Annotated in this window: 22 protein-coding genes; 2 read left to right on the forward strand and 20 right to left on the reverse strand. The window is 70.6% G+C overall.

From position 1 onward, the window contains the following. Window positions 1–65 precede the first annotated feature (65 nt). The 3 genes from aspS to QDS12_RS19940 are packed head-to-tail and all read right to left on the reverse strand — an operon-like array spanning window position 66 to window position 3,849. Window positions 66–1,844 (reverse strand): aspartate--tRNA ligase, encoded by a 1,779-nt coding sequence (aspS, locus tag QDS12_RS19930; RefSeq protein WP_279882430.1) that lies wholly within the window; start codon window positions 1,842–1,844, stop codon window positions 66–68. Next, window positions 1,841–3,154 carry a histidine--tRNA ligase gene (gene hisS, locus QDS12_RS19935; protein WP_279882432.1) on the reverse strand — a complete coding sequence of 438 codons (1,314 nt, stop codon included), beginning with the start codon at window positions 3,152–3,154 and terminating at the stop codon, window positions 1,841–1,843. Before hisS ends, aspS begins: the two co-directional genes overlap by 4 nt. Beyond that, a complete protein-coding gene (locus tag QDS12_RS19940; RefSeq protein WP_279882434.1) occupies window positions 3,151–3,849 on the reverse strand; it encodes an MBL fold metallo-hydrolase in 699 nt (232 codons plus the stop codon). Before QDS12_RS19940 ends, hisS begins: the two co-directional genes overlap by 4 nt. Window positions 3,850–4,001: 152 nt before the next feature. Here QDS12_RS19940 and QDS12_RS19945 point away from each other — a divergent pair, with 152 nt between their 5' ends. Next, window positions 4,002–5,228, forward strand: a complete 1,227-nt coding sequence (locus QDS12_RS19945; RefSeq protein ID WP_279882436.1) for a DUF349 domain-containing protein — start codon at window positions 4,002–4,004, stop codon at window positions 5,226–5,228. A gap of 437 nt (window positions 5,229–5,665) precedes the next feature. Then, window positions 5,666–5,965 carry a GIY-YIG nuclease family protein gene (locus tag QDS12_RS19950; RefSeq protein ID WP_279882438.1) on the forward strand — a complete coding sequence of 100 codons (300 nt, stop codon included), beginning with the start codon at window positions 5,666–5,668 and terminating at the stop codon, window positions 5,963–5,965. Window positions 5,966–6,054: 89 nt separating this feature from the next. Here the strand turns inward: QDS12_RS19950 and QDS12_RS19955 are convergent, their stop codons facing one another. The 17 genes from QDS12_RS19955 to QDS12_RS20035 form a co-directional block, all read right to left on the reverse strand. After that, window positions 6,055–8,286, reverse strand: a complete 2,232-nt coding sequence (locus QDS12_RS19955; protein ID WP_279883486.1) for a bifunctional (p)ppGpp synthetase/guanosine-3',5'-bis(diphosphate) 3'-pyrophosphohydrolase — start codon at window positions 8,284–8,286, stop codon at window positions 6,055–6,057. Between the two features lie 122 nt (window positions 8,287–8,408). Next, the gene (locus QDS12_RS19960) at window positions 8,409–8,951 is read right to left on the reverse strand and encodes an adenine phosphoribosyltransferase (protein WP_279882440.1); all 543 of its coding nucleotides are present in this window, start codon (window positions 8,949–8,951) and stop codon (window positions 8,409–8,411) included. After that, the gene (gene secF, locus QDS12_RS19965) at window positions 8,948–10,201 is read right to left on the reverse strand and encodes a protein translocase subunit SecF (RefSeq protein ID WP_279882442.1); all 1,254 of its coding nucleotides are present in this window, start codon (window positions 10,199–10,201) and stop codon (window positions 8,948–8,950) included. Before secF ends, QDS12_RS19960 begins: the two co-directional genes overlap by 4 nt. After that, a complete protein-coding gene (gene secD, locus QDS12_RS19970) occupies window positions 10,201–11,883 on the reverse strand; it encodes a protein translocase subunit SecD (RefSeq protein WP_279882444.1) in 1,683 nt (560 codons plus the stop codon). The genes secF and secD overlap by 1 nt, the downstream gene beginning before the upstream one ends. Before the next feature lie 5 nt (window positions 11,884–11,888). Continuing rightward, complete coding sequence (gene yajC, locus QDS12_RS19975; protein WP_279882445.1) at window positions 11,889–12,221, reverse strand: preprotein translocase subunit YajC; 333 nt, start codon at window positions 12,219–12,221, stop codon at window positions 11,889–11,891. Window positions 12,222–12,330: 109 nt separating this feature from the next. Beyond that, window positions 12,331–13,404 carry a Holliday junction branch migration DNA helicase RuvB gene (ruvB, locus tag QDS12_RS19980; protein WP_279882447.1) on the reverse strand — a complete coding sequence of 358 codons (1,074 nt, stop codon included), beginning with the start codon at window positions 13,402–13,404 and terminating at the stop codon, window positions 12,331–12,333. Window positions 13,405–13,407: 3 nt separating this feature from the next. Further along, window positions 13,408–14,001: a Holliday junction branch migration protein RuvA gene (ruvA, locus tag QDS12_RS19985; RefSeq protein ID WP_279882449.1), complete on the reverse strand. Its 594-nt coding sequence runs from the start codon at window positions 13,999–14,001 to the stop codon at window positions 13,408–13,410. Next, window positions 13,998–14,531 (reverse strand): crossover junction endodeoxyribonuclease RuvC, encoded by a 534-nt coding sequence (ruvC, locus tag QDS12_RS19990; RefSeq protein WP_279883488.1) that lies wholly within the window; start codon window positions 14,529–14,531, stop codon window positions 13,998–14,000. Before ruvC ends, ruvA begins: the two co-directional genes overlap by 4 nt. Before the next feature lie 185 nt (window positions 14,532–14,716). Then, a complete protein-coding gene (locus tag QDS12_RS19995) occupies window positions 14,717–15,484 on the reverse strand; it encodes a YebC/PmpR family DNA-binding transcriptional regulator (RefSeq protein WP_279882451.1) in 768 nt (255 codons plus the stop codon). Between the two features lie 49 nt (window positions 15,485–15,533). Continuing rightward, a complete protein-coding gene (gene pdxT, locus QDS12_RS20000) occupies window positions 15,534–16,112 on the reverse strand; it encodes a pyridoxal 5'-phosphate synthase glutaminase subunit PdxT (RefSeq protein ID WP_279883490.1) in 579 nt (192 codons plus the stop codon). 8 nt (window positions 16,113–16,120) lie between these two features. Beyond that, window positions 16,121–17,029, reverse strand: a complete 909-nt coding sequence (pdxS, locus tag QDS12_RS20005) for a pyridoxal 5'-phosphate synthase lyase subunit PdxS (protein WP_279882453.1) — start codon at window positions 17,027–17,029, stop codon at window positions 16,121–16,123. 34 nt (window positions 17,030–17,063) lie between these two features. Next, window positions 17,064–17,675 (reverse strand): phosphatidylinositol phosphate synthase, encoded by a 612-nt coding sequence (gene pgsA, locus QDS12_RS20010; protein ID WP_279882455.1) that lies wholly within the window; start codon window positions 17,673–17,675, stop codon window positions 17,064–17,066. Window positions 17,676–17,704: 29 nt separating this feature from the next. Next, the gene (locus tag QDS12_RS20015) at window positions 17,705–18,469 is read right to left on the reverse strand and encodes an inositol monophosphatase (protein WP_279882457.1); all 765 of its coding nucleotides are present in this window, start codon (window positions 18,467–18,469) and stop codon (window positions 17,705–17,707) included. Then, on the reverse strand, window positions 18,466–19,011 hold the full coding sequence (locus tag QDS12_RS20020; protein WP_279882459.1) for an HIT domain-containing protein: 546 nt from the start codon (window positions 19,009–19,011) through the stop codon (window positions 18,466–18,468). Before QDS12_RS20020 ends, QDS12_RS20015 begins: the two co-directional genes overlap by 4 nt. Then, complete coding sequence (locus QDS12_RS20025) at window positions 19,008–19,757, reverse strand: TetR/AcrR family transcriptional regulator (RefSeq protein WP_279882461.1); 750 nt, start codon at window positions 19,755–19,757, stop codon at window positions 19,008–19,010. The genes QDS12_RS20020 and QDS12_RS20025 overlap by 4 nt, the downstream gene beginning before the upstream one ends. Next, on the reverse strand, window positions 19,754–21,400 hold the full coding sequence (locus QDS12_RS20030; RefSeq protein ID WP_279882463.1) for an FAD-dependent oxidoreductase: 1,647 nt from the start codon (window positions 21,398–21,400) through the stop codon (window positions 19,754–19,756). The genes QDS12_RS20025 and QDS12_RS20030 overlap by 4 nt, the downstream gene beginning before the upstream one ends. 36 nt (window positions 21,401–21,436) lie before the next feature. Next, window positions 21,437–22,441 carry a diiron oxygenase gene (locus QDS12_RS20035; protein ID WP_279882465.1) on the reverse strand — a complete coding sequence of 335 codons (1,005 nt, stop codon included), beginning with the start codon at window positions 22,439–22,441 and terminating at the stop codon, window positions 21,437–21,439. Window positions 22,442–22,443: the final 2 nt, after the last annotated feature.

A 22,443-nucleotide genomic window follows, 5' to 3' on the forward strand; every position in this document is an offset into this window, starting at 1 on the left:
GCCTGTTAACGATCACCTGCGGGTAACGATCTGATCAAGACGCGTTCGTCGACGCGTACGGCAGATCAGCTCTGAGAGGGAAGATCCTCCGCTGGAACGGCGTCCACACCGGCCTCCTTGCGCTGTTGGGCCGTGATCGGCGCAGGGGCCGACGTCAGCGGGTCGAAGCCGCCACCCGACTTCGGGAAGGCGATGACCTCCCGGATGGAGTCGACCTTCGCGAGCAGGGCAACGACCCGGTCGAGGCCGAGTGCGATGCCGCCGTGCGGCGGCGCGCCGAACTTGAACGCGTCGAGGAGGAAGCCGAACTTCTCCTGCGCCTGCTCGTCGCTGATGCCCATCACGTTGAAGACGCGCTTCTGTACGTCCTCGCGGTGGATACGGATCGACCCGCCGCCCAGCTCGCTGCCGTTGCAGACGATGTCGTAGGCGTAGGCCAGCGCGCTGCCCGGGTCGGTGTCGAAGGTGTCGAGGAACTCGGGCTTGGGACCGGTGAAGGCGTGGTGGACGGCCGTCCACGCGCCTGCGCCGACGGCGACGTCACCGCTGGCGACCGCCTCGGCCGCCGGCTCGAACATCGGCGCGTCGACGACCCAGGTGAAGGCGAAGGCGTCCTCGTCGATGAGGCCGCAGCGGCGCCCGATCTCGAGCCGGGCCGCGCCCAGCAGGGCGCGGCTGGGCTTGGTCGCGCCGGCCGCGAAGAAGACGCAGTCCCCCGGCTGAGCGCCGGCGTGGGCCGCGAGGCCGGCCTGCTCGGACTCGGAGAGGTTCTTGGCGACCGGGCCGCCCAGGGTGCCGTCTTCCTGGACGAGCACGTAGGCGAGGCCGCGCGCGCCGCGCTGCTTGGCCCACTCCTGCCACGCGTCGAGCTGCTTGCGCGGCTGGCTCGCTCCCCCGGGCATGACCACGGCGCCGACGTACTCGGCCTGGAAGACGCGGAACGTCGTGTCCTTGAAGTAGTCGGTGAACTCGACGAGCTCGTAGCCCATCCGCAGGTCGGGCTTGTCGGAGCCGTAGCGCCGCATCGCGTCGGCATAGGTGATCCGCGGGATCGGGCGCGGGATCTCCTGGCCGATGGTGGCCCACATGGCGGCGAGCACGTCCTCCATCAGTCCGATGACGTCCTCCTGGTCCACGAAGCTCATCTCGATGTCGAGCTGGGTGAACTCCGGCTGCCGGTCGGCGCGGAAGTCCTCGTCGCGGTAGCAGCGCGCGATCTGGTAGTAGCGCTCGAGACCGCCGACCATGAGCAGCTGCTTGAACAGCTGCGGGCTCTGCGGGAGCGCGTACCAGCTGCCCGGGTGGAGGCGGGCCGGCACGACGAAGTCGCGCGCGCCCTCCGGGGTGCTGCGGGTCAGCGTCGGCGTCTCCACCTCGACGAACCGGTGCTGGTCGAGGGTGTCCCGGGCCGCCTTGTTGATCTTGCTGCGCAGCCGGATCGCCTCGGCCGGGCCGGTGCGGCGCAGGTCGAGGTAGCGGAACTTGAGGCGCGCCTCCTCGCCCACCTCGACGTGCTCGTCGATCGGGAACGGCAGCGGGGCGGACGGGTTGAGCACCTCGAGCTCGTCGACGACGACCTCGATCTCGCCGGTGGCGAGGTTGGGGTTGACGTTGCCCTCGGAGCGCTTGACGACCTCGCCGACGACCTTGAGGCAGTACTCGTTGCGCAGCGCGTGCGCCGACTCCTCGTCGCGGATCACGATCTGGACGATGCCGCTGGCGTCGCGCAGGTCGATGAAGGTCACGCCGCCGTGATCGCGCCGCCGGGCCACCCACCCCGCGAGGGTGACGGACTGCCCGACGTGCTCGGCACCTAGGGTGCCGGCCTCGTGTGTGCGGATCACTGCTTCTGCTCCTTCATCGGTTCGCTGGTCGAGCTCGTCGAGACCAGGGTGGTCAGGTAGGTCGCCAGCTCCCCCAAGGGGACCGGGACCTGGTCGCCGGTGTCCATCGATTTCACCTGGGCCACACCGGCCTCGAGGTCGCGCTCGCCGATGACGACCACCAGCGGCGCTCCGGACCGGTCGGCCGCCTTCATCGCGCCCTTGAGGCCGCGCTCGCCGAAGCCCTGGTCGGTGCGCAGGCCGGCGCGCCGCAGCTCGGCCACCAGCAGGGCGGCCCGGTGCCGGGCGGCACCGAGCGGGACGACGTACACGTCGAGGGCGGTGGCAGGGCCTGGCGTGAGGCCCTCGGCCTGGCAGGCGAGGAGCGCGCGGTCGAGGCCGAGGCCGAAGCCGATGCCGGAGAGCTCCTGCCCGCCGAGCTCGCTCATGAGCCCGTCGTAGCGGCCGCCGCCGCCGATGCCGGACTGGGCGCCGAGGCCGTCGTGGACGAACTCGAAGGTGGTGCGCGTGTAGTAGTCGAGGCCGCGCACCATCCGCGGGTTCACGACGTACGTCGTCCCGGCGGCGTCGAGCAGCGCGCGGACCGCGCCGAAGTGCTCGGCGCAGGCCTCGTCGAGGTGGTCGATCATCAGCGGCGCGTCGGCCAGCTGCTCGATCACCTCGGGCCGCTTGTCGTCGAGGACGCGCAGCGGGTTGATCCGCGCACGCTCGCGGGTCGCGTCGTCGAGGTCGAGGCCCTCGAGGAAGGCGACCAGCTTCTCGCGGTAGGCCGGCCGGCAGTCGCCGCAGCCGAGACTCGTGATCTCGAGCCGGTAGCCGGTCAGACCCAGCTCGCGGTAGCCGTTGTCGGCCATCGTGATGACCTCGGCGTCCAGCGCCGGGTCGTCGGACCCGATGGCCTCGACGCCGAACTGCTGCAGCTGGCGGTAGCGGCCGTGCTGGGGACGCTCGGCGCGGAAGAACGGTCCGGCGTACCAGAGCTTCACCGGCAGCTGGCCGCGGTCGAGGCTGTGCTCGATGACCGAGCGCATGACGCCGGCGGTGCCCTCGGGGCGCAGCGTCAGGGAGCGTCCACCGCGGTCGGTGAACGTGTACATCTCCTTGGAGACGACGTCGGTCGACTCCCCCACGCCGCGCACGAAGAGGGCCGTCTCCTCGAAGACCGGCAACTCGATGTAGCCGTAGCCGGCCAGGGTCGCCTGGCGCGCGAGCGTCTCCTTGACGGCGAGCCAGGCGGCGGAGACGGGCGGGAGGTATTCGGGGACGCCCTTGGGCGCGGCGATCTTCGCCTTGTTGTTGTCAGCGTTCATGCTTCGATCAGGTCCTGGAGGAAAGGGTTGGTCGCGCGCTCGCGGCCGATCGAGGTCTGCTCGCCGTGTCCGGGGAGCACGACGATGTCGTCGGCCAGCGGCAGCACCTTGGTCGTGAGGCTGCGCAGCATCGTGGGGTGGTCACCGCCAGGGAGATCGGTCCGCCCGATCGAGCCGGCGAAGAGCAGGTCCCCGGAGAACATCAGCTCCGAGGGCTCCACGCCGCCGGTCGAGCCCGTCGAGGCCCACGGCGTACGGAAGGTGACCGACCCCTCGGTATGGCCCGGGGTGTGGTCGACGAGGAAGCGCAGCCCGGCGAGCTCCAGCGCCTGGCCGTCGCCGAGCTCCTGGACGTCGTCGGGTTCGGCCCAGCTGTAGTCGCCGCCGAGGAGCATCTGCGTCGTCTCGGGGCTCATCCCCGCCAGCGGGTCGGAGAGCAGGTGCCGGTCGGACGGGTGGATCCAGGCAGTGGCGTCGTAGGCGCCGGCGACCGGGGCCACGCACCACATGTGGTCGACGTGCCCGTGGGTGACCAGGACCGACACCGGCTTCAGCCGGTGCTCGCGGACCACGTCGGCCACGCCCGGTGCGGCGTCCTTGCCGGGGTCGATCACGACGCACTCGCTGCCGGGCCCGGTCGCCACCACGTAGCAGTTGGTGCCCCACGGACCCGCGGGGAAGCCTGCGATCAACACCGGGCAACCCTATCGAGCGCCCCGAACCTCTGCCGCATCGACGGTCCCGGACAGGACGGGCCGAGTTCTGACTACGATGGGCGCCTGGCCGGGCACGCATGTCGGAGGGAGCCCGGGGCAGTGTGACGACGATGATCGGACAGGGATCACCAGTGACGAGCAACGAGTGGGGCCGGGTCGACGCGGAGGGCAACGTCTACGTGACGGCGTCCGAGGGCGAACGCTGGGTCGGACAGTACCCCGACGGTTCACCGGAGGAGGCCCTGAAGCTCTTCACAGACCGCTTCGACCAGCTCGCCTTCGAGGTCGAGCAGCTCGAGCGTCGGGTCCACACCGCCAAGGCCACGCCCGAGGAGGCGACCGACGCGGTCAAGCTCGTGCGAACCAAGGTCGCCGAGGCGCACGCGGTCGGTGACCTGGCGTCCCTCGCGGCGCGCCTCGACGCCCTCACCCCCGTGATCGCCACCCAGCGCGAGGCCCGCAAGGCCGAGCGGGCAGCCCGGGCTCAGGAGGCCCGCACCGAGAAGGAGCGGATCGTCACCGAGGCCGAGACCCTCGCGCAGGGCACCGACTGGCGAAACGGCGCCAACCGGCTGCGCGACCTGCTCGAGCAGTGGAAGGTGCTCCCGCGCATCGACCGGGCCGGCGACGAGGCGCTCTGGAAGCGGTTCTCGACCGCCCGGACGGCGTACACGCGTCGCCGGAAGGCCCACTTCGCCGAGGTCAACGAGAAGCGGGAGGGCGCCCGCGCCATCAAGGAGCAGCTCGTCGTCGAGGCGGAGGCGCTGGCCGACTCCACCGAGTGGGGCCCGACCGCCGGCCGCTACCGCGACCTCATGCAGCGCTGGAAGGCCGCCGGGCCGGCGCCCAAGGACGTCGACGACGCCCTCTGGAAGCGGTTCCGTGGAGCGCAGGACGCGTTCTTCGGCGCCCGCGACGCCGCGAACGCCGCCATCGACGCCGAGTTCGCCGCCAACGCCGACGTCAAGGAGCAGCTGCTCGTCGAGGCCGAGGCGCTGCTGCCGGTCGAGGACCTCGGCGCCGCGAAGGCCGCCTTCCGCGACATCGCCGACCGCTGGGACGCCGCCGGCAAGGTGCCGCGCGACCGCATCCGCGACCTCGAGGGCCGCATGCGCAAGGTCGAGCAGGCCATCAAGGCGGTCGAGGACGAGCAGTGGCGCAAGTCCGACCCCGAGAAGTCGGCCCGCGCGGACGACATGATCACCAAGCTCGAGGCGGCGATCGCCGAGGTCGAGGACGACCTCGCGAAGGCCCGCACGTCCGGTGACGCCAAGCGGGTCGCGTCGCTCGAGGAGAACCTCGAGTCGCGCAAGCAGTTCCTCGAGATGGCTCGCCGGGCGAGCGCTGACTTCAGCTGAGGCCCTCACGGTGGTCGAGACGACCGCCTCATCGCTGGTCGAGACCACCGGCCCCTCGCTGGTCGAGACCATTGGCCCATCGCTGGTCGAGTAGCCCGAGCCCCTGGGCGAGGGCGTATCGAGACCCCCCACGCTCGGTCTCGATACGCTCGCTAGCGCTCGCTAGCGCTCGCTACTCGACCACCGACGACGGGCTCCCCTCCCCGGTCGAGACCAGCGGCCCATCGCTGGTCGAGTAGCCCGAGCCCCTGGGCGAGGGCGTATCGAGACCCCCCACGCTCGGTCTCGATACGCTCGCTAGCGCTCGCTACTCGACCACCGACGACGGGCCTCCCCTCCCCGGTCGAGTAGCCCGAGCCCCTGGGCGAGGACGCATCGAGACCCGTCCTGTGGAGAACATCCGTCGCGCACCCGCGGCTCGGCCGAGACTCAGCGGCATGGCGTACGTCTACATGCTGCGGTGCTCTGACGGCTCTTACTACGTCGGGAGCACGCGCGACCTCGAGCGCCGTGTCTGGGAGCACAACGAAGGTCTCGGCGCGGTGTACACGCGACAACGGCGACCGGTCGAGCTCGTGTGGCACGCGGAGTACGAGCACGTCGGCGAAGCGTTCGCCTGGGAGAAACGGATCCAGCGCTGGTCGCGTGCGAAGCGCGAAGCCCTCATCCGCGGCGACTTCGACGCGCTTCCCGGCCTCGCCAAGAAGGACTTCCGCAAGCGGCGGTCGGGCGAGTAGCGCGCGGGGTCTCGATACGCTCGCTGGCGCTCGCTACTCGACCAGCGACCAGGTGCTGGGTGCTCGACCAGCGACCGGGCTCCCCGGGGTCAGCTCGTGACGCGGTAGGCGTCGAAGACGCCGGGGACCGAGCGGACCGACTTGAGCACCTGGTCGAGGTGCTTGGCGTCGGCCATCTCGAAGGTGAAGCGACTCTTGGCGACGCGGTCGCGGGTGGTGCTGAGCTGCGCCGACAGGATGTTCACGTGGGCGTCGGAGATCGCCATGGTGATGTCGGAGAGCAGCCGCGAGCGGTCCAGCGCCTCGACCTGGATGTTGACGAGGTACGTCGAGTTGGCGCCGGAGCCCCACTCGACGTCGACCAGGCGCTCGGGCTGGCTCTGCAGCGACGACGCGTTCGTGCAGTCGGCCCGGTGCACCGAGACACCGCCACCCTTGGTGACGAAGCCGATGATGGCGTCGCCCGGTACGGGGGTGCAGCACTTGGCCAGCTTGCTCCAGACGTCCGGCTGCCCCTTGACGAGTACGCCGGCGTCGCTGCTGCGCGCGGTGGTGGCCCGGTGTCGTCGACCGGTGATGGTGACGGCCTCGGCCAGGTCCTCCTGCGCGCCGTCGCGGCCACCGTGCTCCTCGATGACGCGGCGCACGACCGCCTGGGCGGAGAGGTTGCCCTCCCCCACGGCCGCGTAGAGGGCGTCGACGTCGGCGATGTTGAAGTGCCGGGCGGCCAGTGTCAGCGACTCGTGGGACATGAGCCGCTTGAGCGGCAGCCCCTCCTTGCGCATGAGCTTGGCGATCTGCTCCTGGCCCTTCTCGATCGCCTCCTCGCGGCGCTCCTTGGTGAACCAGGCACGGATCTTGGAGCGGGCGCGGTTGCTCTTGACGAAGCCCAGCCAGTCCTGCGACGGGCCGGCCGTCGGCGACTTGGAGGTGAAGACCTCGACCACGTCGCCGTTGTCGAGGGTCGACTCCAGCGGCACCAGCCGCCCGTTGACCCGGGCGCCGATCGTGTGGTGGCCGACCTCCGTGTGGACGGCGTACGCGAAGTCGACGGGGGTGGCGCCGGAGGGCAGGGCGATCACGTCGCCGCGCGGGGTGAAGACGTAGACCTCGGTGCGGTTCATCTCGAACCGCAGCGACTCGAGGAATTCGCCCGGGTCCTCGACCTCGGACTGCCAGTCCATGAGCTGGCGCACCCAGCCCATGTCGTCGAGGTCGCCCTGCTTGTCGGTGTCGACCCCGGCCCGGCCGTCCTCCTTGTACTTCCAGTGCGCCGCGACGCCGTACTCGGCGCGACGGTGCATCCCGAAGGTCCGGATCTGCATCTCGACCGGCTTGCCCTGCGGGCCGATCACCGTCGTGTGCAGCGACTGGTACATGTTGAACTTCGGCAGCGAGATGTAGTCCTTGAACCGGCCCAGGACCGGGTTCCAGCGCGAGTGCAGCACGCCGAGCACCGAGTAGCAGTCGCGGTCCTCGGCGACGAGGATGCGGATGCCGACCAGGTCGTAGATGTCGGCGAAGTCCTTACCGCCGACGATCATCTTCTGGTAGATCGAGTAGTAGTGCTTCGGGCGCCCGGTCACGGTCGCCTTGATCTTCGCCTCGCGCAGGTCGTTCTCGACCTGGCTGATCACCTGGGCCAGGAACTGGTCGCGCGACGGTGCGCGCTCGGCCACGAGCCGCACGATCTCGTCGTAGATCTTGGGGTGCAGCGTGGCGAACGCGAGGTCCTCCAGCTCCCACTTGATCGTGTTCATGCCGAGCCGGTGGGCCAGCGGCGCGTAGATGTCGAGCGTCTCGCGGGCGCTGCGCTCCTGCGACTTGATCGGGACGTAGCGCAGCGTGCGCATGTTGTGCAGCCGGTCGGCGAGCTTGATGACCAGGACCCGGATGTCCTTCGACATCGCGACGATCATCTTGCGGATCGTCTCCGACTGCGCGGAGTCGCCGTACTGGACCTTGTCGAGCTTGGTGACGCCGTCGACGAGCGCGGCGACCTCCTTGCCGAAGTCCTTCGTCAGCTGGTCGAGCGTGTAGGGCGTGTCCTCGACCGTGTCGTGGAGCAGCGCCGCGACCAGGGTCGGCTCGGTCATGCCGAGCTCGGCGAGGATGGTCGTCACCGCGAGCGGGTGCGTGATGTAGGGGTCGCCGCTCTTGCGCAGCTGTCCCTCGTGGCACCGCTCCGCCGTCGTGTAGGCGCGCTCCAGCAGGGCAAGGTCGGCCTTGGGGTGGTTGGCGCGTACGGCACGGAACAGCGGCTCGAGAACCGGGTTGCCGACGGTGCTGCGCTGACCCATCCGGGCCAGGCGCGCCCGCATGCTGCGCCCCGAGGGCGGCTGGGCGACAGGCTGCTGACCGTCAGCCCGTCCCTGGCTCGCGCTCGCTCGAGGCGCCGCCACGGTCGGTTTCTCGGTCATTGCCACAGTCTAGTGAGGCGACCTCAGACCGTCAGCAAAGAGGTGACAGAGAGCGAGCTGACCGCCTGGCGGCCGGGCAGCGCGGACAGTTCCATCAGTACGGCGACGCCGGCGACCGTCCCACCACATCGCTCGACGAGCTCGCGACTGGCCGCGAGCGTCCCGCCGGTGGCGAGGACGTCGTCGACGAGCAGCACCCGCTCCCCCGGCGCGACGGCGTCCTGGTGGATCTCCAGCGTGGCCTCGCCGTACTCCAGGGCGTAGGACACGGCGTGCGTCGGGCCGGGGAGCTTGCCGGCCTTGCGCACGGGTACGAAGCCCGCGCCGAGTGCCAGCGCGACGGGAGACGCGAGGATGAACCCGCGCGCCTCCATCCCGAGCACCTTGTCGACGACGGTCGCGCCCGAGTCGTCGCGGCCGACGTTCGCGAGCGCCTGGACCGTCGCCGTGAAGGCGTCGTGGTCGGCCAGCAGCGGCGTGATGTCCTTGAAGAGGATCCCCGGCGACGGGTAGTCGGGAACGTCCCTGATCAGCTCCTCGAGCGCTGAGGTCAGAGGGAAGGTCACGACTTCTTGCCCCGCTCCGAGCGCGACTGCCGGGTCGGCTGCTGCCGGCCGGAGGCACCGCTCTGGCGGAGAGGACCACGTGCCGGCGGGGCGGTCCGCCCCTGACCGAGGCGGGTCGCCGTGGTGTCGCTACGCGGGCGCGACGGGGTGGTGTCGACCTCGAGCTCGAGGTCCTCGTCGAGCTCCCGCGGCGCCTCGTCGGCGACGGGCATGTCCTCCTTGAACGTCGGCACCGAGGCGTAGCGGTCGGCCTGCGCGCGGGCACGGGCACGCGCGCGCTTCTCCGCGAGCTTGACGTCGGACTCGTTGGACTTGAGGTGGACCAGGATGCGCGGAGCCACCCAGACCGACGAGAAGACGCCGGCGGCCATGCCGACGAACTGCGCCAGCGCCAGGTCCTTGAGCGAGGACGCGCCCAGCTGCACGGCGCTGACGTAGAGGATCGCGCCGATCGGGATGAGCGCCACGATGCCGGTGTTGATCGACCGGGCGAGCGTCTGGTTGACGGCCAGGTTCGCCGCCTCGGCGTACGTCGTCCGCGACTCGCGCAGGTTGCGGGTGTTCTCGCGGATCTTGTCGAACACCACGACCGTGTCGTAGAGCGAGAAGCCGAGGATCGCCAGCAGACCGGTGACCGCCGACGGGGTCACCGAGAACCCGGAGAGCGAGTAGACGCCCATCGTGATGACGATGTCGTGGAACAGCGCGGCGAGCGCTGCCAGCGACATCTTCCACTCACGGAAGTAGAGCCCGATGAAGAGCATCACCAGGACGAGGAAGACGCCGACGCCGATGAGGGCGCGCTGGGCGACCTCCTGGCCCCAGCTGGCGCCGATCGAGGACGGAGAGATCTGCTCGGCCGGGTTCGTGATGGTGACCGTCGACTCGATGACGTCGGTCATCTGCTTGTTGCCCGCGACGTTGAGCTCCTCGGTCACGATCGTGATGCCCGAGGTACCGGACGTCGAGACCGTCGGCTCGTGGGCGCCCGGGATGTCGGCCGCGACGATCGCCTCGCGGAGCTTGTCGACCGTGGCCTGGTTGGCCTGGGACGAGGTGAGGCCGTCCACCTTGTACTGCGTGCCGCCGGTGAACTCGACGCCGAAGTTGAACCCGTTGAGGATCACCACGAGCAGCGCCGCGAGGACGATGCCACCGGAGATGGAGTACCAGAGCGGGCGCTTGTGGACGAAGTCGATCGACTTGCGGCCGGTGTAGAGCTCGTTGCCGAGCCTGGAGAACTTGCCCATCAGGCCTTACCTCCCACGGCGACGGGGGCGTCGGTGCCGAGCGTCTCGGGACTCAGCCCGGAGAGCTTGCCACCGGCGTTGAAGAAGCGGAACCGCGCGAACCACGACACGAGCGGCTTGGTGAACCAGAACAGGACCGCGAGGTCGATGACCGTCGAGAGACCCAGCGCGAAGCCGAAGCCCTTCACGACGCCGGTGGCGAAGAAGTAGAGGATCGCGGCCGACAGCAGCGACACGATGCTCGCGCCGATTCGGGTGTGCCGGGCGCGCACCCAGCCCGTCTCCACGGCCACCCGCATCGACTTCCCGTCGCGCATCTCGTCACGGATGCGCTCGAAGAAGATGATGAACGAGTCGGCCGTGATGCCCACGGCGATGATCAGGCCCGCGATGCCGGGCAGCGTCAGCGTGAACCCGGCGGTCTTGCTCAGCAGCAGCACCATCGCGTAGGTCCACAGGGCGGCGACCGAGAGCGACGAGAGCACCACGATGCCGAGACCGCGGTAGTAGAAGAGGCAGTAGATCATCACGAGCCCGAGACCGAGCGCGCCGGCGATGAGGCCGGTGTTGAGCTGGTTGCCGGCGAGCGTCGGGCCGACGACCTCGACGGACGTCCCCGACTTCTTGAACGCGATCGGCAGGGAGCCGTACTTCAGGCTGGTCGCGAGGCTCTTCGCCTCGGTCTGGTCGAAGTCACCGGTGATCTGCGCGCCGCCGCTGATGCGGGACGACGCCGTCGGGGCCGACAGCACCTGGCCGTCGAGCACGATCGCGAACCGCTGACCGGTGTTGGCGATCGTGCCGGTGGCGTCGGCGAAGGTCTTCCGGCCGTGGCCGTTGAAGTCGAGCGTGACGACGTACTGCACCTGGTTCTGCGGGATGCCGTAGCTCGCGTCGGTCAGGTCGGTGCCCTCGATGATCGCCGGCGAGAGCAGGTACTTCTCGGTGCCGTCGGGGTTGCACGTGATCAGCGGCTGGGACGGGTCGTCCTTGATCTCCGCCGTGGTCGTGGGGCACTGGAAGTCGTTGAACTTCTGGGCCCACTCGGCCGGCGGGTTGTTCATGAACGCGACGGCCTGGTCGAACGTCGACTTGTCCGAGCTCGACCCGGCGGAGCCGGTCGGGGACGCGGTCGGCGAGGTCGTCGGCGAGGTCGTCGGCGAGGTCGTCGGGGACGTGGTCGGCGACGGGGTGGTGTCGGCCTTGCCGAAACCGACGGGCGCACGCGGCGCCGCCGCCGGCGAGGTGGGCGCAGCCGCGCCGGACGGGACCGTCTGGCCGGTGCTGGGAGATGTCGTCGACGTGCCGGAGCCACAGGCACTGGAGGAGTCACACGCCACGAGCCGGAAGCGCATCTGCGCCTGGCGGGCGACGGTGTTGACGAGGTCCTGCCGGTTCTTTCCGGGGATCTCGACGACGATCAGGTTGTTGCCCTGGGTCGTGACACTCGCCTCGGAGACGCCCGAGCCGTTGACGCGCTGGTCGATGATCCCCTTCGCCTCGTCGAGGTTCTCCTTGCTGGGGTTCCCGGCCGCCACGAGCGTGATGCGGGTACCGCCCTGGAGGTCCAGGCCGAGCTGCGGCTTCCAGCTGCCGCCGAGGGCGACCAGCCCGTAGGCGATCGCCAGCCCCAGGAAGAACGCCGCCAGGGTGCGCCCTGGCTTGCGCGTCTTTGGTGCCATCGTTGTCAGTTCTCCTCAGAGTCGGCGGTCTCGCCGGACTCCGGCTCAGCGCTGTCGCGCGTGTCCGTTTCGGTCCCGGTCGTCGTGATCACCTGGGCGATCGCGCCGCGGGCGACCTTGACGGTCACCCCCTGGGCGATCTCGACCAGGATGTGGTCGTCGTGCGTGCTGCTCACCGTGCCGAAGATGCCCGACGTGAGCATCACGTCGTTCCCTGCGGACAACGAGGACTGCAGGTGCCGAAGTTCCCGCTGCCGCCGCTGCTGTGGGCGGAGGATCAGGAGCCAGAAGACGGCGATGATCAGGACGAAGGGCAGCAGAGCGCCAAGTGAGCCCACGGGGGTTTCTCTCCAGCTGACAACGGGAACAGTGCCGACGCGAGTCGGCCGACGGGCAAGTCTAGCCACGGGCGTGGCCTGTGCCACGAATTGGCAAAGAACCCGCGCGTCAGTCCTGGAAGAGAGCTTCCTGTCCCGGGGCGACCGGCGGCGGCGTGAGCCCGAGGTGGGACCAGGCCGCCGGGGTGGCGACCCGCCCGCGCGGCGTACGGGCGAGGAAGCCGTTGCGGACGAGGAACGGCTCGGCGACCTCCTCGACGGTCTCCCGCTCCTCCCCCACGGCGACAGCGAGCGTCGAGAGGCCGACGGGCCCACCGCCGAAGCGGCGGCAGAGGACGTCGATCACCGCCCGGTCGAGGCGGTCGAGACCGAGCTCGTCGACCTCGTAGAGGTCGAGCGCGGCGCTGGCGACGTCGAGCGTGACGACGCCGTCGGCACGGACCTGCGCGAAGTCGCGCACCCGGCGCAGGAGCCGGTTGGCGATGCGCGGCGTGCCGCGGGAGCGGGAGGCGATCTCGGCCGCGCCCTCGTCGGTGAGCTCGACCCCGAGCAGGCCGGCCGAGCGGTGCACGATGAGGTCCAGCTCCGTCGGCTCGTAGAACTCCAGGTGGCCGGTGAAGCCGAACCTGTCGCGCAGCGGGCCGGGCAGGAGCCCGGCGCGGGTCGTCGCGCCGACGAGCGTGAACGGCGGGATCTCCAGCGGGATCGACGTGGCGCCGGGGCCCTTGCCGATGACGACGTCGACCCGGAAGTCCTCCATCGCCATGTAGAGCATCTCCTCGGCCGGCCGCGACATCCGGTGGATCTCGTCGACGAAGAGGACGTCGCCCTCGTTCATGCCGGAGAGGATCGAGGCGAGGTCGCCCGCATGGGTGATGGCCGGGCCGGACGTCAGCCGGAGCGGGGTGCTCATCTCGGAGGCGATGATCATCGCGAGGGTCGTCTTGCCCAGTCCGGGCGGGCCGGACAGCAGCACGTGGTCGGGCGTCCTCCCCCGCTGCCGGGCGGCCTCGAGCACGAGACCGAGCTGCTCCCTCACCCGCGTCTGACCGACGACCTCGTCGAGGGTGCGCGGTCGCAGCGCCGCCTCGACGGCCCGCTCGTCACCCTCGGCCTCGGCGGCGGTCAGCCGGTTGAGGTGGGCGGACTCGGCCGCCGCCAGCTCGTCTTCGTGGAACGCCATCGGCTACGCCTTGCTCAGGCCCTGGAGCGCGGCGCGCAGCAGGGCGCTGACGTCGGGCGTCCCGTCCGGGTCGGGTACGCCGGCCACCGCACGCTCGGCGTCCTTGGCGTTGTAGCCGAGACCCTGCAGCGCCTCCGCGACCTGGTCGCGCCACGGCGCGGCGGCGGCCGGGGCGGCCGCCGCCGCGCGGCCGACCGGTGCTCCGATCCGGTCCTTGAGCTCCAGGATGATCCGCTGGGCGCCCTTCTGGCCGATGCCCGGGACCTTGGTGAGCGTCTTGACGTCGTCGCCGGCCACCGCGACGCGCAACGTGTCGGGCGTGAGCACGGCGAGCATGGCCTGGGCCAGCTTGGGTCCGACACCGGAGGCGGTCTGCACCAGCTCGAAGAGCGACTTCTCGTCCTCGTCGGCGAAGCCGAACAGCGTGAGCGAGTCCTCGCGCACGACGAGCGAGGTCGGAAGAGTCGCCTCGTGGCCGGTCCTCAGGCCAGCCAACGTGCCGGGCGTGCAGAGCAGCTCGAGCCCGATACCACCCACCTCGACGACGGCGCTGGACAGGGTCACGGCGGCGACGGTGCCGCGGACGTGGGCGATCATCGTGTCCTTCCTGCAGCAGCCATCGCTGCTGCCTGAGCTGCGTCGATCCTGGCCTGGGCACCGCCCCGCCAGATGTGCGTGATGGCCAGCGCCAGTGCGTCGGCGGCGTCGGCCGGCTTCGGCATCGCGTCCAGCCGGAGGATGCGGGTGACCATCGCGCCGACCTGGGCCTTGTCGGCCCGGCCGTTGCCGGAGACGGCTGCCTTGACCTCCGACGGCGTGTGGAGCGCGACCGGGATCCCCCGGCGTGCCGCGCACACCATCGCCAGCCCGCTCGCCTGCGCCGTCCCCATGATCGTCGAGACGTCGGAGCGCGCGAAGATCCGCTCCACCGCGACCGCGTCGGGGCGGTGCTCCTCGATCCAGGCCTCGATGCCCTTCTCGATCGTCACCAGACGTTCGGGCACCGCCAGCGTGCTCGTCGTCCGGATGACGCCGACGTCGACGAGCCCGAGCGGACGACCGACCTGGCCCTCCACCACACCCATGCCGCAGCGGGTCAGGCCGGGGTCGATCCCGAGGACGCGCATCAGGCCGCTCCGAGCGTCGAACACATGTTCGCAGGCTACCTGTTCCGGGGCGGGTGTCTCGGTGCGACACGCGCCGGTTGGTTCATCGAGGTATGCCGGGAAATGCACACTTCCCGCGCGGAACTCCGCACGGGAAGTGAGCATTCGTCTGCATACCTCGATGAGCATGCACCGCGAGCAGACCCTCAGGCGTCGATCTCCTCGAGCACCTCGTCGGGGATGTCGGCGTTGCTGAAGACGTTCTGCACGTCGTCGAGGTCGTCGATGACGTCGACCAGCTTCATCACCTTGGTGGCGGCGGTGGCGTCGCCGACCGGGATGTCCATGGTCGCGACGAACTCGACGTCGGCCGAGTCGTAGTCGATGCCGGCGGCCTGGAGCGCCGTACGGACGGCGACGAGGTCGGTGGCCTCGGACTGCACCTGGAAGGAGTCACCGAGGTCGCTGACGTCCTCGGCACCGGCGTCGAGGGTGGCCTCGAGGACGGCGTCCTCGTCGACCTCCTTGCCCTCCTGCGACTTCGGGACGACGACGACGCCCTTGCGGTTGAAGAGCCGCGAGACCGAGCCGGGGTCGGCCATGGTGCCGCCGTTGCGGGTCACGGCGGTGCGGACCTCCATCGCGGCGCGGTTCTTGTTGTCGGTGAGGCACTCGACGAGGAGGGCGACGCCCTGCGGCCCGTAGACCTCGTACATGATCGTCGTGTAGTCGACGGCGCCGCCGTCGAGGCCGCCGCCGCGCTTGACCGCGCGGTCGATGTTGTCGTTGGGGACCGACTGCTTCTTGGCCTTCTGGATGGCGTCGTAGAGCGTCGGGTTGCCGGAGGGGTCAGGACCACCCATCTTCGCCGCGATCTCGATGCTCTTGATCAGCTTGGCGAACAGCTTGCCGCGCTTCGCGTCGATGGCGGCCTTCTTGTGCTTCGTGGTCGCCCATTTGGAGTGGCCAGACATCAGTCCCTCTTCTTCGTCGGTCGAACGTGGGGATCTTACCGTCGCCCGCTCAGCCGAGCAGATCGAGGAAGAGCCGGTGGATGCGGCCGTCGGTCTCCACCTCGGGGTGGAAGCTGGTCGCCAGCAGCCGCCCCTGCCGTACGGCGACCGGGTGGCCTGCTGCCGTCGCGAGCACCTCGACCCCCGGGCCGGTCTCCTCGACCCACGGCGCCCGGATGAACACGGCGTGCACCGGGTCGGTCAGCCCGTCGAGGGCGAGCTGCTCCTCGAACGAGTCGACCTGGCGCCCGAAGGCGTTGCGCCGCACGGTGATGTCCAGCCCGCCGATCGTCTCCTGGCCGGCGGCCCCGTCGACGATGCGGTCGGCCAGCAGGATCATCCCGGCGCAGGTGCCGAAGGCCGGCATGCCGTCCTTGATCCGGGCGCGCAGCGGCTCGAGCAGGTCGAAGATGCGCGCGAGCTTGGCCATCGTCGTCGACTCGCCGCCGGGGAGGATCAAGCCGTCGACCGACTCGAGCTCGGCCGGCCGGCGTACGGCGACCGCCTCGACGCCGAGCGCCGTCAGCGCCGCCAGGTGCTCGCGTACGTCGCCCTGGAGGGCGAGGACTCCGACCCTCGCTGTGGACAGGCCCGTGCTCACCAGCCGCGCTCGGCGAGCCGGTGCGGCACGGGGATGTCGTCGACGTTGATGCCGACCATGGCCTCGCCCAGCCCGCGGGAGACCTTGGCGACCACGTCGGGGTCGTCGAAGAAGGTCGTCGCCTTGACGATCGCCTCGGCCCGCTGGGCGGGGTTGCCGGACTTGAAGATGCCGGAGCCGACGAAGACACCCTCGGCGCCCAGCTGCATCATCATCGCGGCGTCGGCGGGGGTGGCGATGCCGCCGGCGGTGAACAGCACGACCGGGAGCTTGCCGTCGCGGGCGACCTCGCGGACCAGCTCGTAGGGCGCCTGGAGCTCCTTCGCGGCGACGTAGAGCTCGTCCTCGGTGAGCGCGCCCAGCCGGCGGATCTCCTTGCGGATCGTCCGCATGTGGGTCACGGCGTTGGACACGTCGCCGGTGCCGGCCTCGCCCTTCGACCGGATCATCGCGGCGCCCTCGGTGATGCGGCGCAGCGCCTCACCGAGGTTGGTGGCGCCGCACACGAACGGCACGGTGAAGGCCCACTTGTCGATGTGGTTCTCGTAGTCGGCGGGCGTGAGCACCTCCGACTCGTCGATGTAGTCGACGCCGAGGGACTGCAGCACCTGGGCCTCGGCGAAGTGGCCGATGCGGGCCTTGGCCATGACCGGGATCGAGACCGCGGAGATGATCCCGTCGATCATGTCCGGGTCGCTCATCCGGGAGACGCCGCCCTGGGCCCGGATGTCGGCGGGTACCCGCTCGAGCGCCATGACGGCGACGGCACCGGCGTCCTCGGCGATCTTCGCCTGGTCGGGCGTCACCACGTCCATGATGACGCCGCCCTTGAGCATCTCGGCCATGCCGCGCTTCACGCGGGTGGTGCCGGTCGAGGGGGCGGCTGCGGTGTCCTGGAGCTCCATACCGGGGATGCTAGTTCTCTTTGCCCCGGGCTCCCTACTCGGCCGCGAGCGCCTGCGTCCGCACGGTCCAGATCCGCTGGCCGACGGTGATCGTGCTGGCGATGGCCAGGGCCCACAGCGCGACGTACATGAGGATCGGCGCGTCGAAGATCGCGCCCAGGCCGGTCATCACGAGGATGGCCACGAGCCGGTCGGCCCGCTCCGCGATCCCGACCTTCGCATCGAAGCCGAGGCTCTCGGCCCGGGCCCGGGCGTAGGACGTGACCGCTCCCATGACGAGGCAGATCAGGGAGATCCACAGGTAGAGCCGGTTGTCGCCGGTGCCCGCGAAGTAGAGCGCCAGGCCGCTGAAGATCGCGGCGTCGCCGATCCGGTCGAGCGTCGAGTCCAGGAAGGCGCCGAAGGACGAGCTGCGGCCGGTCTTGCGGGCCATCGCGCCGTCGATCATGTCGCTGAAGACGAAGCAGGTGATGAAGATGACGCCCGCCAGCAGGTGCCCCCGCGGGAAGAACGCGAGGGCTCCGACGCAGACCCCGATCGTGCCGACCAGCGTCACGACGTCGGGGCTGACCTTCAGCCGGATGAGGAGGTTGACGACCGGCGCGAGGATGACGCCCGTCCAGAACGCCTTGAATCTGTCCAACATGGTGGCGTCAGGCTATCCGGCCCGACCGGTCAGGACTCGAGCGCCGCGCAGATCGCGTCGACGGCCGTCGGCGCGCCGGTCACCGACCACTCCACCCCCGCGGCCGTCGTACGACGATGAGCGCCGCCGGCCCCGAGCACGAGCGCTGCCCCGGGCAGGCGGTCCCACGGCGGCACGGAGTGCTGGCACGAGACGTGCAGCTGCCCCTGGGCGACGGCGGTGAGGTCCATCGAGCCGGACCCGAGCATCCGCACGGTGGCGGCGCCTCGCACGACGCGCCCGAACGCCTCGCCGACGGCGTCACCGTAGAACGGCGGGTGCAGGTAGGTCGTCAGGCACGACTCGTCCAGCGGCCGGTCCTCGAGCTTCGGCAGCGGTCGGCCGTTGCGGGTCGTGGGCAGGTCGGGCCCGCCGACGAACAGCACGTCGTCGTGCGGGTGGTAGACGGCTCCGAGCACGAGCTCGTCGCCGTCGGTCAGCGCCAGCGCCGAGCACCACCAGGTCAGCCCGTTGACGAAGTTGTAGGTGCCGTCGACCGGGTCGATCACCCACGTACGACCGGTACTGCCGTCTTGCGCCGACCCCTCCTCGCCGAGTACGCCGTCGTCGGGCCGCTCCAGCGTCAGCCGGTCGACCACCAGCGCCTCCGCCGCGCGGTCGGCGGCCGTGACGACGTCGGAGATCGATGTCTTGGTCTCGGCGTCGATGCCGCCGGCGCGCATGCGCAGCGCCAGGTTGCCCGCACCGCGGACCAGCTCACCGGCCAGCCGGGCGTCGTCTGCGAGGTCGCTCACGCCGACCATGCCTCGGCGAGGAGCGTCCGCGTGTCGGCCAGCAGCTCCGGCAGCGTCTTGGTGCGGCCGATGATCGGCATGAAGTTCTGGTCGCCGACCCAGCGCGGCACGACGTGCTGGTGGAGGTGGGCGACGATCCCGGCGCCGCCGGCGGCGCCCTGGTTCATGCCGATGTTGAAGCCCGGCGCGCCGGACACCGACCGGATGACCCGTACGGCCTGCTTGGTGAGCGCGGCCATCTCGGCCGCCTCCTCGTCGGTGGTCTCGACGTACTCGGCCACGTGGCGGTAGGGACAGACCATCAGGTGCCCGGCCGAGTAGGGGTAGAGGTTGAGCACGACGTAGGCCAGCTCGCCGCGGTGGACGACCAGCCCCTCGTCGTCGTCCAGCGACGGGGCCCGGCAGAACGGGCACTCCTCGGCGGACGCGTCGGTCGGCTTGCTCTGCCCGCGGATGTAGGCCATCCGATAAGGCGTCCAGAGCCGCTCGAGGGCGTCCGGCTCGCCGACGCCGTCCTGGTGGAGCGTTGGCGCGTCGCTCACTGGGTGCTGATCTCCAGCAGCCCGGCGACGACGCTTCCGGCGATCTCCTCGACCGTGCGGTCCGGGTCGATCTGGACGCCGAAGCGGCGGGCGTGGCCGTCGATCCCGAACCAGACGGTCTGGCTTACCAAGCGAATGAGGGCCTCCGGGCTGAGAGTGGGGTCCGGGTGGTTGAGCCACCGGCGGACCGACGAGAACACCGCTCCCACGATGCCATAGGCCAGCGGGTCCAAGGACGCCCGGTCCTCGTCGGAGAGCTCACCGCCGAGCGCCACGGCCCCGAGGTGGACCACCTGCGCGATCTGCCCGGCCAGCCGCTCGAGCCCCTGCTCGAGCGGGCCGCTGCCGCCCTCCTGGCGTCCTCCGCCGTGCGCGACGTCGTGGTCGGCGAGCGAGTGGAGCGCCGGGTGGGCCACCGCCCAGTGCACGTAGGTGCCGACGACCCGCTCGACGATCTCCGGCACGGTGCCGTCGAGGGTGATCTGCGGCAGGAGCTCGGCCCAGAAGCCGTCGAGGACCTTGGTCTGCACCGCCCGGTCCAGGTCGGCCCGGTCCTCGAAGTGCCGGTAGACGACGGTGCGGCTCAGCCCGGCACGCTGGGCGATCTGCTGCACGTGGACCTCGGCGCCCGGGCCGCTCTCCTCCACGACGGCGATCGCGGCGTCGATGATCTGCTGACGCCGCTCCTCCTTGTGCTGGTCCCAGCGCGCCTGCCGACCGTCGCGGGCACCGGTCGGGGTCGTCACGACCGGACCCTCGGCCTCGGCCGGCGACCCTGTGCGTGCGCGACACGCAGCATCTCGTCGATGTCCACGATCTTCACCCTAGGGCGTCCGTGCTCGGCACCGCGACGGCGCTCCTCGCGTTCGATCGCCTGCCAGCCGGCCAGATCGACCATCGCGGGCTGGCGGCGGCGTACGAGCGCGGCGACCGAGGCCGCGTCCCCGGTCGGCTCGGGGCACGCGCCGGCGTCCAGGTCGTCGAGCAGCCGCTCGACCGTCTCCTGGGAGTCGGTCTTGTTGGTGCCGATGAAGCCGTTGGGACCGCGTTTGACCCAGCCCGACACGTAGACACCGGGGCGCACCCGGCCCTGGTCGTTGGGCACGATCCCCCGTCGGGCGTCGTAGGGGAGATCGGCCACGGGGAGGCCGTGGTAGCCGACCGCACGCAGCAGCAGCCCCGTCTCGAGCACCTCGGTCTCCCCCGCCGCGACCGCCCGCGTCGCCCCGCGCTCGTCGGCCTCGAGCCGGTTGCGCGCGATCTCCACGCCGGTCACGCGGTCGTCGCCCACGACGCCGACGGGCGAGGCGAGGAACCGCAGCACGACGGTGCGCTTCGCCGGGTCGACCGAGCGGCCGGCCATCTCGCGCAGCAGCCGCTCCTTGGTGCCCGTGCCCTCGATCGGCAGGCCGCCCGTGTCGACCACGACGTTGATCCCCCGGTGGCCGGCGAGCCCGACGAGCTCGGGCACGGTGAAGGCCGCCTCCGCCGGGCCGCGGCGGCCGAGGACGACGACCTCGCGGATCCGGCTGCGGCGCAGCTGCTCCAGCGGCAGCGTCGAGATGTCGGTGGCGTCGAGGAGTGCGGGATCCTCCGCGAGGACGCGTGCGACGTCGAGCGCCACGTTGCCGTTGCCGACGACGACGGCGCGCTCGGTGTCGAGCGGGACGGCCAGGTCCTGCTTGTCGGGATGGCCGTTGTACCAGGCCACGAAGTCCGTCGCGGAGAGCGACCCGGGCAGCTCCTCCCCCGGCACCCCGAGCGGCCGGTCGGACGCGGCGCCCACCGTGTAGACGATCGCGTGGTAGTGCTCGGCGAGCTCCGCGTGGGAGACGTCCTTGCCGACCTCGACCCCGAGGAAGTAGCGGAACCCGGGCTGCCGCTCGATCTCCTTGAAGAGCTTCTGCACCTGCTTGGTGTGCGGGTGGTCGGGTGCCACCCCGAAGCGCACCAGCCCGTACGGCGTGGGCAACCGGTCGTAGACGTCGACGGTGACCTCGGGGTGGGTCAGCAGCTCGTCGGCGGCGTAGAGCCCCGCCGGACCTGCGCCGACGACGGCGACCCGGAACGGCCCCTCACGGGTGAGCCGGCGCTGCTCGGGCACCTGCGCGATCGCGGCGCGGTCGCCGTGCGGGAACACCTCGAAGTACTCGGCGTTGAGGGCCAGGAACGGCTGCTGGGCCGGCGTCAGCGTGGTGTGCGGGACGATCGCGTCGGCCGGGCACGCGGTGGTGCAGGCGCCGCAGTCGACGCAGGTGCTCGCGTCGACGTACAGCATCTCGGCCTCGGCGAAGCCGGGCTCCCCCGGCGCGGGGTGGATGCAGTTGACGGGGCATGCGATGACGCACGAGCCGTCCGAGCAACAGGACTGGATGACGACGTGGGGCACGGGACGGCTATCTGGGCGAGCGGATCGCGGGCCGGGTCAGTGCGAGGCCGCCGACGGCTGCCCGCGGAAGCGAGCAGGACGGCCGTCGATGCGCATGGCCTTCCAGATGAGCTTCGTGACGGGGTTCCGCAGCCCGAGCTCGTCCGCGAGCATCCGGACGTCGCTGAACATGTCGCGCAGTGTCTTGCGGGAGTCCGCGGAGCTCCACCAGATCTCCTTGGCCACGTCGTCCGGGATGCCCATGTCACGCCGTGCCCGCTTGCTCGGCACCATGATCACGTCGCAGAGCCACCTCATGATGACCGGGTAGAGCACCGCCAGGAGCTGCTTGCGGATCGGCCCGAGCTCGGGCACGTGGTGCTCGAGGTACTGGTGCGCGAAGCCGATGTGGCGGGCCTCCTCGGCGATGTGGATCTGCATGATGCGGTCGATGAGGGGGTGGCTGCCGCCCGCGCGCATGACCGCCTTCTGCAGGTGGTCGATCGGCTCCTCGCCGGCGAGGATGCCCACGAAGAACGCCTCGGGGAAGAACCCGCCGGCCGCCGAGAGCACCGGGATGAGCAGCTTGAAGGCGGTCGGGGCGCCGGCGACACCGGGGCACACCCGGTTGACGCCCTCCTGGAACATCTGGGTGTGGTGGGTCTCCTCCGTCACCTCGTGGGTGGCGTAGCGGAACTCCGGGTTGTCGTCCTCCATCCAGATCAGCCGCTGCATCACGCCGCCGATCAGGAGCTGCTCGAACTGCCGGCCCACCTTCGCGATCTGCGCGTAGCGGTACATCCCGATCTCGATCTGCCGCTCCTGCGGGAGCGACTTGTACCAGGGATGGCGCCCGACCTCGTCGGCGTCGCCGAGGATGAACCGCTCGTCACCGTCGCGAACCGCCAGCTCCGGCGAGTCCCACGCGATGTCCTTGAACGCGTCGAAGTGCTGGTCGACCGACGCCTGGGACAGCGTCCGCAGGGTGTCGTGGTAGTGCTGCCTGCCCTGCGGGACGTGCTTGCCGGCGTGGGTCTGCTTCTCCTGCTCGACCGCAGTCATGT

This window comes from Nocardioides sp. CER19 (assembly GCF_029846275.1).
In the GTDB taxonomy this organism is placed as follows: domain Bacteria; phylum Actinomycetota; class Actinomycetes; order Propionibacteriales; family Nocardioidaceae; genus Nocardioides.